Here is a 16,152-nt window from a genome sequence, read left to right as displayed (position 1 = left end):
TTAAATGACCGCTGCAACGGGACATTGTTTTGACTCTCCGAGAGCATCCGTGGTATCTAAAAATCAGCCAGTCACCTGTAACGAGGGGTGGACCATGGAATGCGCACCCGGGCTGGAGCTGCGGAAGTTCGTCGCCCCCGAATTCGTTTTCGGACTCGGCGCGTCGGAATTGGCGGCGCAATACGCCCAGAATCTCGGTGCAAGACGTCCCATGCTGGTCACCGACCAGGGTGTTGTGGACATCGGCTGGGCCGGCATGGTGGAAGCATCGTTGCGCGCCGCGGGGCTTGACTGCGTCGTGTTCAGCAACGTGACGGCCAACCCCAAGGATTACGAGGTGATGGCCGCGGCTGAAATCTACCGGGACAAGGGCTGCGACGCGCTGGTCGGCCTTGGCGGCGGCAGCGCCATGGATTGCGCCAAGGGCGTGGGCGTGGTCCAGGCCAACGGCGGCAACATCCTGGATTACGAAGGCGTGGACACCGTGCCCCGCGCCCTGCCTCCCCTGGTCTGCGTGCCCACCACCTCCGGCAGTTCGGCCGACGTCTCGCAGTTCGCCATCATCTCGGACACCAAGCGCAAGGTGAAGATCGCCCTGGTCAGCAAGATGCTCGTGCCCGACGTATCGCTCATCGACCCCAGGCTGACCGCCACCATGTCGCCGGACCTCACGGCCAACACCGGCCTCGACGCCCTGACCCACGCCATCGAGGCCTACGTCTCCAACGCCAGCGCCCCCGTGACCGACCTCTTCGCCCTCGAGGCCGTGCGCCTTGTGGGCAAGCACCTGCCCCAGGCCGTGGCGGACCCATCCGACATGGAGGCCCGAACCCAGATGTGCCTGGCCAGCCTCGATGCGGGCCTGGCCTTCTCCAACGCCATCCTGGGCGCCGTGCACGGCATGGCGCACAGCCTGGGCGGCCTGCTTGACCTGCCCCACGGCCAGTGCAACGCCATTCTGCTGGCGCCGGTGGTGCGCTTCAACTTCCATTCGGCACCGCTGCGCTACCGCGACATCGCCGTGGCCCTTGGCTGCGACGTGCCCCACGGCGCGGACAACGAGGTGCTCGATGCCCTGGACGGCGCGTTGCGCTCCCTCAACAAAAGCGTGGGCATGGGGCAGACCCTGGGCGACCTGGGCGTCACCCGGGAGGAAATCCCCAGGCTTGCGGAGTTGGCCATGCAGGACCCCTGCCTGCTCACCAACCCCCGCAAGCCGAGCAAGGCGGACATCGAGGCGATCTATGAGTCTGCCCTTTGATGAAGACGAGCAGGGCGGACCTGGGGTGGAGGCTCCGGGCGGCCGCGACGCGCTGCGCGACAAGCTCATCGGGCTGGGCGAGCGCTCCATGCGCAAAAGCTACTACCCGGAACTGCGCGAACGCATGGAGCAGTTGGAGCGCTTCCGGCTGCTGCTCGACATCGCCAGCGACCTGATATTCCTCGTCGACGCCGACACCACCCGCATCGAGGACCTCAACCGGACCGCCTGCGCCAAGACGGGCCTCAGCCGCGATGAGCTGCTGGGCTCCAGACTCTCCTCCCTGCTGGGGGAGCGCTCCTTTTCCTCCCTGACCGGACTGAAAAACCCGCTGGAGCCCGGTGGAGGCGCGGCCTTCATCTCCAGCCTGCCCCGGCCCGGCGGCGGGCGCTTTCCCGTGGAAGTGAGCGTGAGCGTGCTCGGGGTCGGCGCGCAGACCTTTGCCGTGGTGGTGGCCCGCGACGTCACCGTGCGCCTGCGGGCCCAGGCCGAACTCAGGCGCGCCCGCGACCTGCTGCGCACCGTTGTGGACGCCATGCCCTCAGCGCTGCTGGTGGTGGACGCGGAAGGCATGGTGACCATGGTCAACGCGCACGGTTCGCTGCTGCTCGGCCTGCACACCACCGACATCCAGGGCCGTCCCCTCGACGAGGTGCTCCCCTGGCTGCCGGAGCTCGGGCCTGCCCTGGGCCGCACCCTGGAGGACGGCAAGCACCGTGTGCTGCGCAAGATGCCCGGCAGGCGCGGCAAGGAGACCGCCTGGTACGACGCCACCCTGTTCAGGCTTGGCGACGGAGCCGAGGCCGAGGCCGCCGCGCGCCTGGACGACGTGACCTCCCGCGTGCGCATGGAGGAGATGCTCATGCAGACCGAGAAGATGCTCTCGGTGGGGGCGTTGGCCGCGGGCATGGCCCACGAGATCAACAACCCCCTGGCGGGCATCCTGCAAGGGGTGCAGTCCGTCACGCGCAGGCTCTCGCAGGAGTTGGAGCCCAACCGCCGCAGCGCCGAGCGCGCCGGGATCGACCTGGCCGCCCTCAAGGCCTACATGGAGGACAGGGGCGTCACGGACCTGCTGGAGTCGATCCAGTCCTCCGGGGTCCGGGCCTCGCGCATCGTCTCCAACATCCTGGAGTTCAGCCGCCGCTCCGACGCCAGCAAGGCCAACGTGCAGCTCGCCTCCATCGTGGACAAGGCCATGGAACTGGCCGTGAGCGAGTTCGACCTGAAGAAGAAATACGATTTCAGGCACATCGAGATCATCCGCCAGGACGCTCAGGATCTTCCATCCGTCTGGTGCGTGCCCACCCAGATCGAGCAGGTGGTGCTCAACCTGCTCAAGAACGCGGCCCAGTCCATGGCGACCGCAAGAACGCCGGACCCGGCGATCACCGTGAGCACCCACGCGGCCGAAGGCATGGCCTGCATCGACGTCACCGACAACGGCCCCGGCATGGACGAGGCCACCCGCGAGCGGGTCTTCGAGCCGTTCTTCACCACCAAGGCCCCGGGGGAGGGCACCGGCCTGGGCCTCTCGGTTGTCTACTACATCGTGGTGGAGCAGCACGGTGGAAGGGTGGGCGTGCGCAGCGACCCGGGCGTCGGCACCACGGTGAGCATCAGGCTGCCGTTCGATTCTCCGCAGCCTTCTTCGGGCGCCGCCGACTGACCCTTCCGGCCTCCCTCGCCGTCCCGCCGGGGAGGGGGGTTTCCTTTTGCGGGGAATTGCTCTACACAAGCCCCTTTATCCGTATAGTCATATTTTGAGGAGACAGGGTCCCATGGATTACAACGTCACCGAAGTATCCCCGGTCGAAACCAAGATCGAGGTCAAGGTTCCGGCAGAAGAGATCAACGCCGCCCTCGCGGCCACCACGGCCATCTATCGCCAGAACCTGGATCTTCGCGGCTTCCGCAAGGGCAAGGTCCCCTCCAGCCTGGTGGAATCCAAGTTCCGCAAGCAGATCCTGCGCGAAGCGGCCAACGATCTAATGAACGTGCACATCAACGAGATCATGTCCACCCTGAAGTACCTGGCCATCGCCAAGCTGGACGTGACTCCCGTTGAGCTCGAGAAGAACAAGGAAATCGAGTACACGATCACCTTCGAGCACGCCCCCAACTTCGACCTGCCCTCCTACAAGGGCCTGGCCGTCGAGGAAGAGGAGGCCGCCGCCAGCGAAGATGAGATCGTGCAGGTCATTGATCGCATCCGCACCAACATGGCCGAGCTCAAGGTCATCACCGACGCCCACCTGCCCAAGGACGGCGAGGTCGCCATCGTGAGCTTCCGCGCCACCGACGAGAACGGCGCCGAGGTGCCCGGCGTCAGCGCCGAGAACTTCCAGCTCGTGCTTGGCGACAACCAGGCCCTGCCCGAATTCGAGGAGCTGGTGAAGGCCACCATGCCCGGGGCCTCCAACTCCGGCAAGATCAGCTTCCCGGCCGACTTCATCAACCAGGAGCTCGCCGGCAAGACCGTGGACATGCACATCACCCTCCACATCACCAAGGAGCGCGTGCTGCCCGAGATGACCGACGAGCTGGCCAAGCAGGCCGGCAACTTCGAGACCGTGGAGAAGCTGCGCGAAGCCATCTCCAAGTCCTACGTGCAGAGCCGCCAGCAGCTGCACCGCGCCGCGGCGCAGAAGAAGCTTCTGGACGGGCTGCTGGCCGGCGTCGAGTTCGAGCTGCCGCCCGCCCTGGTGGAAGAGCAGATCAACCTGCTGGTTGGCGACGCCAAGCACAAGATCGAGCGTCAGGGCAAGGCCCCCGAGGCCCTGGGCAAGACCGACGAGGAACTCCGCCAGGAGATGGAGCCCAAGGCCAAGGAGATCGTCAAGGCCCAGCTCTTCCTGCTGAAGCTCTCCGACAAGGAAGGCATCGAGACCACCCCGCAGGAGATGGACGCCTACTTCATGCAGGTCGCCTCCCGCACCGGGCAGGACGTGCTGGCCGTGAAGCAGCATTACGAGCAGCAGGGCCTCATCGTGCCCGTGCGCGACAAGATTCTGGCGGACAAGGCCATGGAGTTCATCTATTCTCAGGCCAAAATCACGAAGGTTCCCGCCAAGGCCGAGGCCGAGGGAGCCAAAGGAGAGTAGGGTGTTCGCTCAGATCCCTATCGTCATCGAGACCACCGGCCGCACCGAACGCGCCTACGACATCTATTCGCGCCTGCTCCGGGACAGGATCATCCTCCTGGGCACGCCCATAGACGACCACGTGGCCAACGTCATCTGCGCGCAGCTCCTCTTCCTGGAGTCCGAGGACCCCAAGAAGGAAGTCTCGCTCTACATCAACTCTCCCGGCGGTTCCGTGACCGCCGGGATGGCCATCTACGACACCATGCAGTTCATCTCCTGCCCGGTATCGACCCTGTGCATGGGGCAGGCCGCCAGCATGGGCGCGCTGCTTCTGGCGGCCGGGGCCAAGGGCATGCGCTCGGCCCTGCCCAACGCCAGGATCATGATCCACCAGCCTTCCGGCGGCTTCCAGGGGCAGACCACGGATATTGACATCCACGCGCGCGAGATTATTCGCATGCGTGAGAGGCTCAACGAAATCCTGGCCAAACATACTGGCACGGATATTGAAAAAATCAGGGAAGACACCGAGCGCGACTACTTCATGACCGCTGAAGACGCCTGCAAATACGGCCTCATCGACAAGGTCATCGTCGCCCGCGAAACCCTGGCTGTCGAATCAACCTAGGCTCTGTTTCTCCGGGACGGCAGAACCTGCCGCCCGAGGGACATCAGGGAATACGCCATGACCAAGAAGAAGACCCCAGTCTCCTCAGACCTGTGCTGCTCCTTCTGCGGCAAGAACCAGGACGAGGTGCAGCGCCTCATCGCAGGGCCGGACGTTTACATCTGCGACGAGTGCGTCAGCCTCTGCAATGAGATCATCGCCCAGGAGAGCCTCAACGAAGAAGCGGAGGACGGCAAGCTGCTGCCCCCCGCCGAGATCAAGAGGCTCCTGGACGAGTACGTCATCGGGCAGGATCAGGCCAAGAAGATCCTGGCCGTGGCCGTGCACAACCACTACAAGCGGGTTTTCTATTCCGGCGGAGCCAAGGGCGACGACGTGGAGCTGGACAAGTCCAACATCCTGCTCATCGGCCCCACCGGTTCCGGCAAGACCCTGCTGGCGCAGACCCTGGCCCGCATCCTGAAGGTGCCCTTCGCCATCGCGGACGCCACCACCCTCACGGAAGCGGGTTATGTGGGCGAAGACGTGGAGAACATCCTCGTCCAGCTGCTCCAGAACGCCGACTACGACATCGAGGCCGCCTCCAAGGGCATCATCTACATCGACGAGATCGACAAGATCGCGCGCAAGTCCGACAGCCCGAGCATCACCCGCGACGTCTCCGGCGAGGGCGTGCAGCAGGCCCTGCTCAAGATCATCGAGGGCACCGAGGCCAACATCCCGCCCAAGGGCGGGCGCAAGCACCCCCAGCAGGAGTTCATCCGCCTGAACACGGCGAACATCCTGTTCATCGTGGGCGGCGCGTTCATCGGGCTGGACAAGATCGTGCAGCAGCGCAACCGCGGGGCCTCCCTGGGCTTCGGGGCCAAGCAGGAGGGCGTCCGCGAGGAGGACGTCTCCAAGCTGCTGGCGCAGGCCCATCCCTCCGACCTGGTGAAGTTCGGCCTGATCCCGGAGTTCGTGGGCCGCATCCCCATCATCACCTCGCTCACGGAGCTCAGCGAGGCGGACCTGATCCGCATCCTCACCGAGCCCAAGAACGCGCTGGTGAAGCAGTACATGAAGCTCTTCGAGCTGGACAAGGTGCGACTGCGCTTCACCACCAACGCGCTCACGGCCATCGCCAAGAAGTCCATCGAGCGCAAGACCGGCGCGCGCGGCCTGCGCAACGTGATGGAATCCATCATGCTGGAGATCATGTACCAGCTGCCCTCGCTCACCGGGGTCACCGAGTGCGTGATCAACAAGGCCGTGGTGGAGAAGGGCCAGGAGCCCCTGCTGTTCTACCAGCAGGAAGTGAAGAGCGCGTAGCCGACCGTGCCGCGTAACGAACCTGAAGCCCCTCCCGCGAACTGCGGGAGGGGCTTTTTCGAAACTGGTGCCACGCTCCGGCCGGGTGCCCGCCAACCGGCGCGATTTGACATTTTCCCCGCCTGTCTTACTCTCAGCCCTTGCGAGTTACGCTGCTCCGCCGGTACTTTCATCCGGCGGACAACACTGCCCAGGAGGCATGCATGACCAGCTTTTTCTCCGATGACCAGCCCCGTCGCATGGAGCGCCTTCGCCTTCCGGTGATGAGCCTGCGCGAGGTGGTCATGTTCCCCCGCTCCATCGTGCCCTTGTTTGTGGGCCGGGAAGCCTCCATCAAGGCGATCGAGAACGCCGTATCGAGCTACGACAAGAAGATCTTCCTGGTGGCGCAGCGCGCCCCCGAAACCGAAAAGCCCCAGCCGGAAGACCTGTTCCGCGTGGGCACCGTGAGCAAGATCCTCCAGATGCTGCGCCTGCCCGACGGCACCATCAAGGTGCTCTTCGAGGGCCTGTACCGCGCCGAGTGGGACGAAGACGGCATGGAGGGCTTCGAGGACGACTTCCCCACCGCCCGCGTCACCCGCATGCAGGAGGACGACGGCGAGGGCAGCGAGGCCGAGGCCCTGGTGCGCACCGCGCACGAGGCCATGGAGCACTACGGCCGCATCAACAAGAAGCTCGCGCCCGAGACCATCCTGGCCATCAACGCCCAGACCGCGCCCGGCCGCCTGGCCGACGCCGTGATGCCCCACCTGAAGGTGGACTACATCAAGAAGCAGGAAATCCTCGAGCAGCTCGACCCCAACAAGCGCCTGGAAGAAGCCTTCGCCCTGCTGCAGGGCGAGATCGAGATCTCCTCCATCGAGAAGAAGATCAAGAGCCGCGTGAAGCAGCAGATGGAGAAGAACCAGCGCGAATATTACCTCAACGAGCAGCTCAAGGCCATCCACAAGGAAATGGGCCGCGACGAGGACCCCCTGGCCGAAGTGGCCGAATTCGAGCAGCGCCTGGCCGAGAAGGACATGCCCGAAGAAGCCCGGGAAAAGGCCCTGCGCGAGCTCAAGAAGATGAAGCACACCCCGCCCTCCTCGGCGGAGTACACCGTGGTGCGCAACTACGTGGAGTGGATCCTGGACCTGCCCTGGAACGTGCTGCAGCCCGTGGACATCGACGTGGCCAAGGCCAAGGAGATCCTCGACGCGGACCACTACGGCCTGGAAAAGCCCAAGGAGCGCATCCTGGAGTATCTGGCCGTGCAGAGCCTGGTGGAGCAGATCAAGGGCCCCATCCTCTGCCTGGTGGGCCCCCCCGGCGTGGGCAAGACCTCGCTGGCCAAGTCCATCGCCAGGGCCATGGGCCGCGAGTTCGTGCGCCTCTCCCTGGGCGGCGTGCGCGACGAGGCCGAGATCAGGGGCCACCGCCGCACCTACGTGGGGGCGCTGCCCGGCAAGATCATCCAGTCGCTCAAGCGGGTGAAGTACAACAACCCCGTGTTCTGCCTGGACGAAGTGGACAAGATGTCCACCGACTTCCGGGGCGACCCGTCCGCCGCGCTGCTGGAGGTGCTCGACCCCGAGCAGAACTCCTCCTTCGGGGACCACTACCTCGACCTTGATTACGACCTTTCCAAGATCTTCTTCATCACCACGGCCAACGCGCTGCACACCATCCCGCTGCCGCTGCAGGACCGCATGGAGATCATCCGCATCCCCGGCTACCTGGAGACGGAGAAGCTCTCCATCGCCAAGCAGTACCTGGCCCCCAAGAAGATCAAGGAGAACGGGCTCAAGCCCGAGAACGTGACCATCACCGAGGACGCCATCCTCGAAGTCATCCGGCGCTACACCCGCGAGGCGGGCGTGCGCAACGTGGAGCGCGAGCTGGCCTCCCTGTGCCGCAAGACCGCGCGCAAGCTGGTGGAAGGCGGCGACCGCGAGGCCAACTTCACCATCACGGACAAGGAGCTGCCCGAACTGCTGGGCGTGCCCAAGTTCCGCCACGGCGAAATGGAGGAGGAGCCCCAGGTGGGCGTCTCCACCGGCCTGGCCTACACCGACGTGGGCGGCGAGATGCTCCTGGTGGAGACGGCGCTGATGCCCGGCTCCGGCAAGGTGGAGATCACCGGCAAGCTGGGCGACGTGATGCAGGAGTCGGCCCGGGCCGCGCTCTCCTACATCCGCTCGCGCTCGGCCACCTTCGGGCTCAAGCCGGACTTCCACAAGGAGATCGACATCCACATCCACGTGCCCGAAGGCGCCACCCCCAAGGACGGCCCCTCCGCCGGCATCACCCTGGCCACGGCCATGGTCTCGGCCCTCCTGAACCTGCCTGTGCGCAACGACCTGGCCATGACCGGCGAGATCACCCTGCGCGGGCGCGTGCTGCCCATCGGCGGCCTGCGCGAGAAGCTGCTGGCCGCGCACCGGGGGCTCATCAAGAAGGTGCTCATCCCCGAGGAGAACGCCAAGGACCTGAAGGACGTGCCCGAAGCCATCCTGAACGGGCTGGAGATCGTGGAGGTCAAGCACATGGACCAGGTGCTGGAGCAGGCCATCCTCTGCAACGACGCCACCAAGCTGTTCTGCGGCAGGGACGAGGGCGTGCAGCCCCTGGCCCTGAGCCTGCTCAAGGCCCAGTTCCAGGATCAGACCCGCCACTAGAACCTCAAGCGTCACTTGAAGAAGCAAGGCCCGCGACGGTTCGCCGTCGCGGGCCTTTTGCGCTTGTCGCTCGTTTCACAAGCTTTGGTCCATCATTTCGCCAACCTGCCTGCCTCAGTCTGATATGCTGTATCCCGTGGATAAATTCCGGACGTTGCCGGTATTCATTTACAAGTTTCTTCGATGTTGTATTGTTGATGATAGGGGGGATCTGTAATGAGTAACTACATCATCATTCAGGACGCGGACAAGTGCGGCCATTGCGAAGTATGCGTGGCCAAGTGCATGAAGTCGAACCATTTTCCAGCGCGCGTGCGAATGACGGACATGGTGTCGCCGCACCATACCAAGGTCGGCACGCACCATTTCGCCTTCCTCTCCTGCCACCACTGCGAGGACCCCAAGTGCGTCGCCGCCTGCCCCCACGGGGCCATGCAGCGCACCGAGACCGGAGTGGTGCGCGTCTCCGAGGAGAACTGCCACGGCTGCGCCAGCTGCGCCCATGCCTGCCCCTGGCACGTACCCAGGGTGCTCGGCGACACGCCCACGGTGAAGTGCAATCTCTGCGACGGCACGGCCGCCCTGGGCGACACCCCGGAGTGCGTCAAAACCTGCCCGCACGATGCTCTGCGCCTGGTGCGCGTGCAGCAGCTCTCCCGCGAGGGCAGGGAGGAGTACGCGCAGAAGTTCATGATGCGCAACTTCCTCAAGGGGCAGAACATAGAGGGTTGATCGAGGAGAGTGCTCCAGGCGGGCAGGGGCGTCAGCCCCTGCTCCTGAACAGCCAGGCCTGGGCTCGGCATGCCTTGGGCTCAGCTTCGCACCGGATCCCACCGGGCGGATGGGCAGCCATTGGGGCTTTTCCGGCCAGAGCCCGTGGAGGGGCCGTGATGTGCAGGGCCCAGCGGAGTTGCCTACTCCGGTTTCTCTATGGGCCGCTTCCCAGGGCGGGTTTTTCAGGATAGATTACTGAAAACAACCCCCGTCGGCTTCTTCCGACTCTACAAGGAGCACCTCATGATGCCCCAGACCGACGACTGCAACCGCCTGCCCGGAGCCTACCAGGAATTCCACGACCGCATAGCGGCCTTCATCCCGCAGGAGCGCATCTTCTGCGGCCCCTTCACCAACCTTGCCTACGGCGACGACGCCAGCTTCTACCGGCTGGTGCCCAAGATCGTGCTCAAGGTGCGCACCCCGGAGGAGGTCTCCAGGGTGCTGGCCGAGGCCAGCAGCCTCAAGGTGCCCGTGACCTTCCGCGCGGCCGGGACGAGCCTCTCCGGCCAGGCCGTCACGGATTCGGTGCTGGTGTACCTCTCCGGGGCCTGGAAGGGCCTGCACATCCACGACAGCGCGGGCTTCATCAGCCTGGAGCCCGGCGTCATCGGGGCGGAGGCCAACTTCCAGCTGGCGCCCTTCAACAAGAAGATCGGGCCGGACCCGGCCTCCATCAACGCGGCCATGATCGGCGGCATCGCGGCCAACAACGCCTCGGGCATGTGCTGCGGCACCGCGGAGAACAGCTACAAGACCGTGGAGTCCATGAAGCTCATCTTCGTGGACGGCACCACCCTCGACACCGCCGACCCGCGCTCCCGCGACGCCTTCCTGGACGGCCACCCCGCCCTGGTGCGCGAACTGGAGGCCATCCGCGACGAGATCGCCGCGGACCCGGCCCTCACGGAGCGCATCCGCCGCAAATTCAAGATAAAGAACACCACGGGCTACGGCCTGAACTCCTTCGTGGACTTCCAGGACCCCATCGACATCCTGCTGCACCTGATGGTGGGCTCCGAGGGCACCCTGGCCTTCATCTCCGAGGTGACCTACCGCACCGTGCCCGAGCACCCGCACAAGGCCTCGGCCATGCTCTATTACAAGGATATTTTCAGCGCCTGCCAGGCCACCATCAAGCTCAAAAAAGGCCCGGTCTCGGCGGTGGAGCTCATGGACAGGGCCTCCCTGCGCTCCGTGGAGGACAAGCCCGGCATGCCGGGCTTCCTCAAGGGGCTTGGCGACGAGGCGGCGGCCATCCTGGTGGAGACGCGCGCCCCGGAAAAGCAGGAGCTGCTCTCCAACATCGAGGCCATCCAGGCCCTCGTGGCGGACATCCCCACCGTGCACCCCATCACCTTCATGGACGCCCGGGAGGACTACGAGAAGCTCTGGAACATCCGCAAGGGCCTGTTCCCCTCGGTGGGCGGCGCGCGCACCCCGGGAACCACCGTGGTCATCGAGGACGTTGTCTTCCCCATCGAGTCCCTGGCCCTGGGCACGGTGGAGCTGCAGCAGCTCATGAACAAGCACGGCTTCCCCGAGGGCATCATCTTCGGCCACGCCCTGGAGGGCAACCTGCACTTCGTCTTCTGCCCTGACTTCAGCAAGCCCGTGATGGTGGACAACTACCAGGCGCTCATGGAGGAAGTGGCCGACATGGTGGTGGGCAAGTACGACGGCTCCCTCAAGGGCGAGCACGGCACCGGGCGCAACATGGCCCCCTTCGTGGAGATGGAGTGGGGCAGGCAGGCCTACGCCGCCATGGTGCGCCTGAAGAAGGCCTTCGACCCGGAGAACCTGCTCAACCCCGGGGTCATCATCAACGACAACCCCCACGTCTACCTGGAGAACCTCAAGCCCATGCCCGCGGTCAACGAGATCATCGACCGCTGCATCGAGTGCGGCTTCTGCGAGCCGGTGTGCCCTTCGAGGAGCATCACCACCACCCCCCGCCAGCGCATCGCCCTGCAACGCAACATGGTGCGCCTCCGCCACTCCCATGACGACGCCCTCATGAAGCGCTTCTGGGAGGAGTACGCCTACTTCGGAGAGCAGACCTGCGCTGCGGACGGGCTGTGCTCCACGGTGTGCCCCGTCTCCATCGACACGGGCAAGTTCACGAAAGAGCTGCGCGCAAGCCAGACCACGCCCAGGGCCAGGAAGATCGCCCAGTGGGTCGCGGACAACTTCGGCTGCGTGCTGCGCGGCATGCGCACGGGCCTCAAGGCCGCCAACGCGATCCACGGGCTGCTGGGCACCTGGCTCATGGGGCAGCTGGCCGGTTCCTTGCGGGAGCTCTCCGGCGGGCGCATCCCGCTGTGGACCAAGTGGATGCCCAAGGGCATCACGCCCCCGCCCTTCAAGGACACCGCCGGCCAGCCCGAGCGCGAGGTTGTCTACTTCCCCAGTTGCGTGGTCAGGTCCATGGGCCCGGCCAAGGCCGACCCGGACCAGCGCGCCGTGTACGAGGCCATGCTCTCGGTGCTGCGCAAGGCTGGCTACGGGGTGCGCTTCCCTCAAGGGCTGGACGAACTGTGCTGCGGCATGGCGTTCGAATCGAAGGGGTTCTTCGACCAGGCCGACCAGAAGGTCCGCGCCCTGGAGGCGGAGCTGCGCCGCGTGAGCGACAACGGGCGCATTCCCATCCTCTGCGACACCAGCCCGTGCCTCTACACCATGCGCCGCAAGATCGAACCGGACCTCACGCTGCTGGAGCCCGTGGAGTTCATCCACGACCACCTCATGGACAAGCTCCAGTTCACCCCCCTGCCGGATTCGGTGGCCATCCACGTCACCTGCAGTTCGGTGAAGATGGGGCTCACGGCCAAGTTCAAGGCGCTGGCCCAGGCCTGCGCCAGCAGCGTGACCCTGCCGCGCGGCATCAACTGCTGCGGCTTCGCGGGCGACCGGGGCTTCAACTTCCCCGAGCTCAACGAGGCCGCCCTGGACGGCCTGAACGAGGCCCTGCCGCCGGAAACCGCCGGCGGCTACTCCAACAGCCGCACCTGCGAGATCGGCCTCTCCAAGAACAGCGGCATCGCCTACCAGTCCATCGTCTACCTGGTGGACCGCGCCACATCGCCCCTGAAATAGCCTGATCCTCCCCCCGGAGCCTTGGCCGCGCCAAGGCTCCGTGGGTTTGCCTTCCGGCCTGAGCCCGCTCATCGGGGCGAGCCCGGATGGGGTGATACCCTCCTATGCCGACCCAGGCACAGCATCCCGGAGGGGCCAGTTCAATTCCTTCCACGTTCTGGACCGCTCCCGTGCTTCATGGGCACTCCCAGGCGAACGCCAAGACTGCATTGCAGCGAGGTGCGCGGCGAATGCTCCAGCCGGCACAATGAAGCCTCCCACACGAATTCATGCTTCATTCCTCCCTGGGGTGACAGCGGCTGGCCGCTACGCTATCCTTGCACGCAAGAAACTGGTGGAGTCATTGCATGGATATGTCGTTCCTTTCCGATCTCGTTTTGATTCTCGCCATGAGCGGCGGCGTCATGTTCCTCTGTTTGAAGATGGGCCTGCCGCCGATAGTGGGTTTTCTTGTGGCGGGCGTGGTCTGCGGCCCTGGCGGCTTCAAGCTGGTTGGGTCCGTGCACCAGGTCGAAATGATGGCGGAAATCGGCGTCATTCTGCTGCTGTTCTCCATCGGCGTGGAGCTCTCGGCCTCTGAGCTCATGCGGCTCAAGCGCCCGGTGTTCATGGGCGGCTCCATACAGATCGGGGCGACCATCGGCTTGTTCGTGCTGCTCAGCGTGGCAGTGGGCTTCGGGTTCAAGAAGGCTGTGTTCCTGGGCTTCCTGGCCGCGCTGTCCTCCACGGCCATCGTGCTCAAGCAGCTCCAGACCCGCGCCGAGCTTGAAAGCCCCCACGGCCGGGTGGCCCTGGCCATCCTGATCTTCCAGGACCTGGCCATCGTGCCCATGATGCTGCTCACGCCCTTCCTGGGCAGCACCGGGGGCGACCTGGTCAGCTCCCTGGGCATGATGCTGCTCAAGGGCGGCGCGGTGATCGCGCTGGTGCTGCTGCTTACGCGCTACGTGGTGCCCAGGCTGTTCCTGGCCGTGGCCAGGGCTCGCAGCCGGGAACTGTTCCTGATGGCCTCCATCGTGTTCTGCCTCTCCGTGGCCATGCTCACGGCCGGGGTGGGGCTGTCGCTTTCGCTGGGGGCCTTCCTGGCGGGGCTCATGCTCTCAGAGTCGGAATACGCCCAGAACGCCCTGGAGGGCGTGCTGCCCTTCAAGGACGTGTTCACCAGCCTGTTCTTCGTCTCCGTCGGCATGCTGGTGGACGTGAGTTTCCTGCTGCAATACCCGTTGATGGTGCTGGGGGCGGCGGTTGCTGTCATCCTGCTGAAATCATTGGCCGCTGGCGGGGCAGTCATGTCCCTTGGCTACCCCCTGCGCACGGCGATCCTGGGCGGCCTGGGGCTGGCCCAGGTGGGCGAGTTCTCCTTCGTGCTGGTCAAGGTGGGCTTGAAGGAGGAACTCATCACCGGGTTCGGGTATCAGCTCTTCCTGGCCTCCAGCGTCATCACCATGGCCGTGACGCCCTGGCTGATCCAGCTGGCCCCGGTGGTGGCCAACCGCATCTGCGGCACGCCCAAGGGCAAGGGCGGGAAGCCCCAGGACCATACGGAGCTCACCGACCACCTCATCATCGCCGGTTTCGGCCCTGGCGGCCGCCAGATAGCCCATGCGGCCAAGCGCGCGGGCATCCCCTACCTGATCCTGGAGATGAACATCGACACCGTGAAGCGCGAGCGCAAGGCCGGGGAGCCCATCCGCTACGGCGACGCCTCCTACCCGGCGGTGCTTGAGCATGCGGGCATCCACAGCGCGCGGGTGATGGTGATCGTGGTCTCCGACCCGACGGCGGTGCGGCGCATGGTGGGCACGGCCAGGGGGATGAACCAGAACCTGCGCATCATCGTCCGCACGCGCTTCATAGGTGAAACCGAGGAACTGCTGCACGTGGGAGCCTGCGAAGTTGTTCCCGAGGAGTTCGAGACCTCCATCGAGATCTTCACCCGGGTGCTGGTGGAGTATCTGGTGCCCAACCAGATGATCGAGCGCTTCATCCTGGAGGCGCGGGGCAAAAACTACCGGATGCTGCGCACCCCGGACCTGCCCACGGACGGCCAGAAGCTCATGACGCCGCACCTCTCCGGCATGGACCTGGCCGTGTTCGGCGTGGAGGAGGGGGCTCCGGTGCAGGGTAAATCGCTGATGGAGTCGAACATCCGCAAGGAGCACGCCCTGACCGTGGTGGCCGTGGACCGCGACGGGAAGATGCACATGAACCCCGACGGGGAGTTCACCCTGGGAGTGGGCGACCTGGTCTACGTGTTCGGCAGCCAGGAGGACGTGGTGGACAAGTCCTGGCTGTTCAAGGCTGAGTAGCGGGAGGCGTCAATGGTGTGACGCCCGCCTGTGGCGGATGGGATGCCGAGAGCATTTGAAATGTGGTTGGAGGGTCCCGCCGGCGCAGGCCCCGGCGGGACCCGTCGCGTTTCAGGGCGGGAAAGCGATACGATTGGGCCCGGCTTACTAGGGCAGCAGGAAGTTGGGCACCTTCTGCCGGGTGGTGCGCCAGTCGCCCTGGGGGGTCGTGTACGGGTCCACGCTGGTGTCGGTGCCGGGAGTGGTGACCACGGTGGGCCGCACGTTGCTCTGGCCGGGCGTCTGGGTCTGGTTCAGGTAGGCCACGGGGCGGCTCATGGGGATGACCTTGCTGGACTTGGCCAGCACGTCGTTGTTGCGGGCGTCCACCACCTCGATGTTGAAGCGCACGCCGTAAGGTGTGCTCACATAGGTGCCGGTGAGCACCAGGGTGCTCTGGAACTGCCTGGTGACCAACTGGCGCACGTCGCGCGAGAGCATGAACTCACCCTGGGCCTTGTTGAAGACCACCTCGGACGTCTTCCTGATCTCCTGCACGTAGTAGCCCTTGGCTGTCATGGCCGAGCCCAGCTCCTCCGCGAGCACCCTGGCGAGCGGGGTGGCCTGGCCCATGTTGTTCAGGTCCGACGGGGTGGTGACCACCAGCCACTGCAGGCCGCGCGTGGTGGACTGGCCCACCCCCAGGCGCGGGGCCATCTGGGCGTCGAGTTCGTCGGCCATGATGCGGGCGGCCTGGGGGTAGTATTCGTTCATGTCCGGCTTGTCGCCGCCCCAGGAGGGGATGAGCGAAGCCATCTCGCCGTTGGCCATGGGGGCGCAGGCGCTGATGGAGAGCAGGATGAGCAGGGCGGCGTATCTCATGGTCGTATCCTCGGCCGGTCAGAGTGCAGGAGTTGCCTTGGGCGCAACCATGCAGGGTCCGTGCCGTGTGTTGCCATGTCCGTGGGGGGCCCCCCCCCCGCGGGGCGGGGGGCCCCCCCCGCCCCTGGGGGCCGGCGGATCCCCGCAAAAATGACCCGCCCCCCGC

The 16,152-nt window shown here is 65.4% G+C and carries 10 protein-coding genes; 9 read left to right on the top strand and 1 reads right to left on the bottom strand.

All coding sequences use genetic code 11. The annotated features are described in order from the left end of the window. Positions 1–94 precede the first annotated feature (94 nt). The 9 genes from ercA (at position 95) to MLE27_RS01750 (ending at position 15,125) form a co-directional block, all read left to right on the top strand. The gene (gene ercA / locus MLE27_RS01790) at positions 95–1,261 is read left to right on the top strand and encodes an alcohol dehydrogenase-like regulatory protein ErcA (RefSeq protein ID WP_243310164.1); all 1,167 of its coding nucleotides are present in this window, start codon (positions 95–97) and stop codon (positions 1,259–1,261) included. Next, positions 1,245–2,930: a PAS domain-containing sensor histidine kinase gene (locus MLE27_RS01785; RefSeq protein WP_243310163.1), complete on the top strand. Its 1,686-nt coding sequence runs from the start codon at positions 1,245–1,247 to the stop codon at positions 2,928–2,930. The genes ercA and MLE27_RS01785 overlap by 17 nt, the downstream gene beginning before the upstream one ends. A gap of 112 nt (positions 2,931–3,042) precedes the next feature. After that, positions 3,043–4,365, top strand: a complete 1,323-nt coding sequence (gene tig / locus MLE27_RS01780) for a trigger factor (RefSeq protein WP_243310162.1) — start codon at positions 3,043–3,045, stop codon at positions 4,363–4,365. A 1-nt stretch (position 4,366) separates the two neighbouring features. Further along, positions 4,367–4,975, top strand: a complete 609-nt coding sequence (gene clpP / locus MLE27_RS01775) for an ATP-dependent Clp endopeptidase proteolytic subunit ClpP (protein WP_243310161.1) — start codon at positions 4,367–4,369, stop codon at positions 4,973–4,975. A gap of 57 nt (positions 4,976–5,032) precedes the next feature. Further along, positions 5,033–6,286 carry an ATP-dependent Clp protease ATP-binding subunit ClpX gene (gene clpX, locus MLE27_RS01770; RefSeq protein WP_243310160.1) on the top strand — a complete coding sequence of 418 codons (1,254 nt, stop codon included), beginning with the start codon at positions 5,033–5,035 and terminating at the stop codon, positions 6,284–6,286. A gap of 203 nt (positions 6,287–6,489) precedes the next feature. After that, entirely contained in the window at positions 6,490–8,946 is a 2,457-nt protein-coding gene (lon, locus tag MLE27_RS01765; protein WP_243310159.1) for an endopeptidase La, read from the top strand. 216 nt (positions 8,947–9,162) lie between these two features. Further along, the gene (locus tag MLE27_RS01760; protein ID WP_243310158.1) at positions 9,163–9,678 is read left to right on the top strand and encodes a 4Fe-4S dicluster domain-containing protein; all 516 of its coding nucleotides are present in this window, start codon (positions 9,163–9,165) and stop codon (positions 9,676–9,678) included. Positions 9,679–9,966: 288 nt separating this feature from the next. Continuing rightward, on the top strand, positions 9,967–12,816 hold the full coding sequence (locus tag MLE27_RS01755; RefSeq protein ID WP_243310351.1) for an FAD-binding and (Fe-S)-binding domain-containing protein: 2,850 nt from the start codon (positions 9,967–9,969) through the stop codon (positions 12,814–12,816). Between the two features lie 347 nt (positions 12,817–13,163). Further along, on the top strand, positions 13,164–15,125 hold the full coding sequence (locus tag MLE27_RS01750) for a monovalent cation:proton antiporter family protein (protein ID WP_243310157.1): 1,962 nt from the start codon (positions 13,164–13,166) through the stop codon (positions 15,123–15,125). Positions 15,126–15,272: 147 nt separating this feature from the next. On the opposite strand, the gene MLE27_RS01745 is transcribed toward MLE27_RS01750, so the two are convergent. Continuing rightward, complete coding sequence (locus MLE27_RS01745) at positions 15,273–15,986, bottom strand: FlgO family outer membrane protein (protein WP_243310155.1); 714 nt, start codon at positions 15,984–15,986, stop codon at positions 15,273–15,275. Between the last annotated feature and the right edge of the window lie 166 nt (positions 15,987–16,152).

Origin of the sequence: Fundidesulfovibrio agrisoli, assembly GCF_022808715.1 — a bacterium.
Classification (GTDB): Bacteria; Desulfobacterota; Desulfovibrionia; order Desulfovibrionales; family Desulfovibrionaceae; genus Fundidesulfovibrio; species Fundidesulfovibrio agrisoli.
The sequence above is the reverse complement of the archived record's forward strand: the minus strand, read 5'-3'. Positions and strand labels throughout refer to the sequence as shown.

Coding starts and splice junctions, on each gene's coding strand:
- clpX (WP_243310160.1), top strand. CDS start 5,033: ATGACCAAGAAGAAGACCCCAGTCTCCTCAGACCTGTGCTGCTCCTTC.
- tig (WP_243310162.1), top strand. CDS start 3,043: ATGGATTACAACGTCACCGAAGTATCCCCGGTCGAAACCAAGATCGAG.
- MLE27_RS01745 (WP_243310155.1), bottom strand. CDS start 15,986: ATGAGATACGCCGCCCTGCTCATCCTGCTCTCCATCAGCGCCTGCGCC.
- MLE27_RS01760 (WP_243310158.1), top strand. CDS start 9,163: ATGAGTAACTACATCATCATTCAGGACGCGGACAAGTGCGGCCATTGC.
- MLE27_RS01750 (WP_243310157.1), top strand. CDS start 13,164: ATGGATATGTCGTTCCTTTCCGATCTCGTTTTGATTCTCGCCATGAGC.
- MLE27_RS01755 (WP_243310351.1), top strand. CDS start 9,967: ATGCCCCAGACCGACGACTGCAACCGCCTGCCCGGAGCCTACCAGGAA.
- MLE27_RS01785 (WP_243310163.1), top strand. CDS start 1,245: ATGAGTCTGCCCTTTGATGAAGACGAGCAGGGCGGACCTGGGGTGGAG.
- lon (WP_243310159.1), top strand. CDS start 6,490: ATGACCAGCTTTTTCTCCGATGACCAGCCCCGTCGCATGGAGCGCCTT.
- ercA (WP_243310164.1), top strand. CDS start 95: ATGGAATGCGCACCCGGGCTGGAGCTGCGGAAGTTCGTCGCCCCCGAA.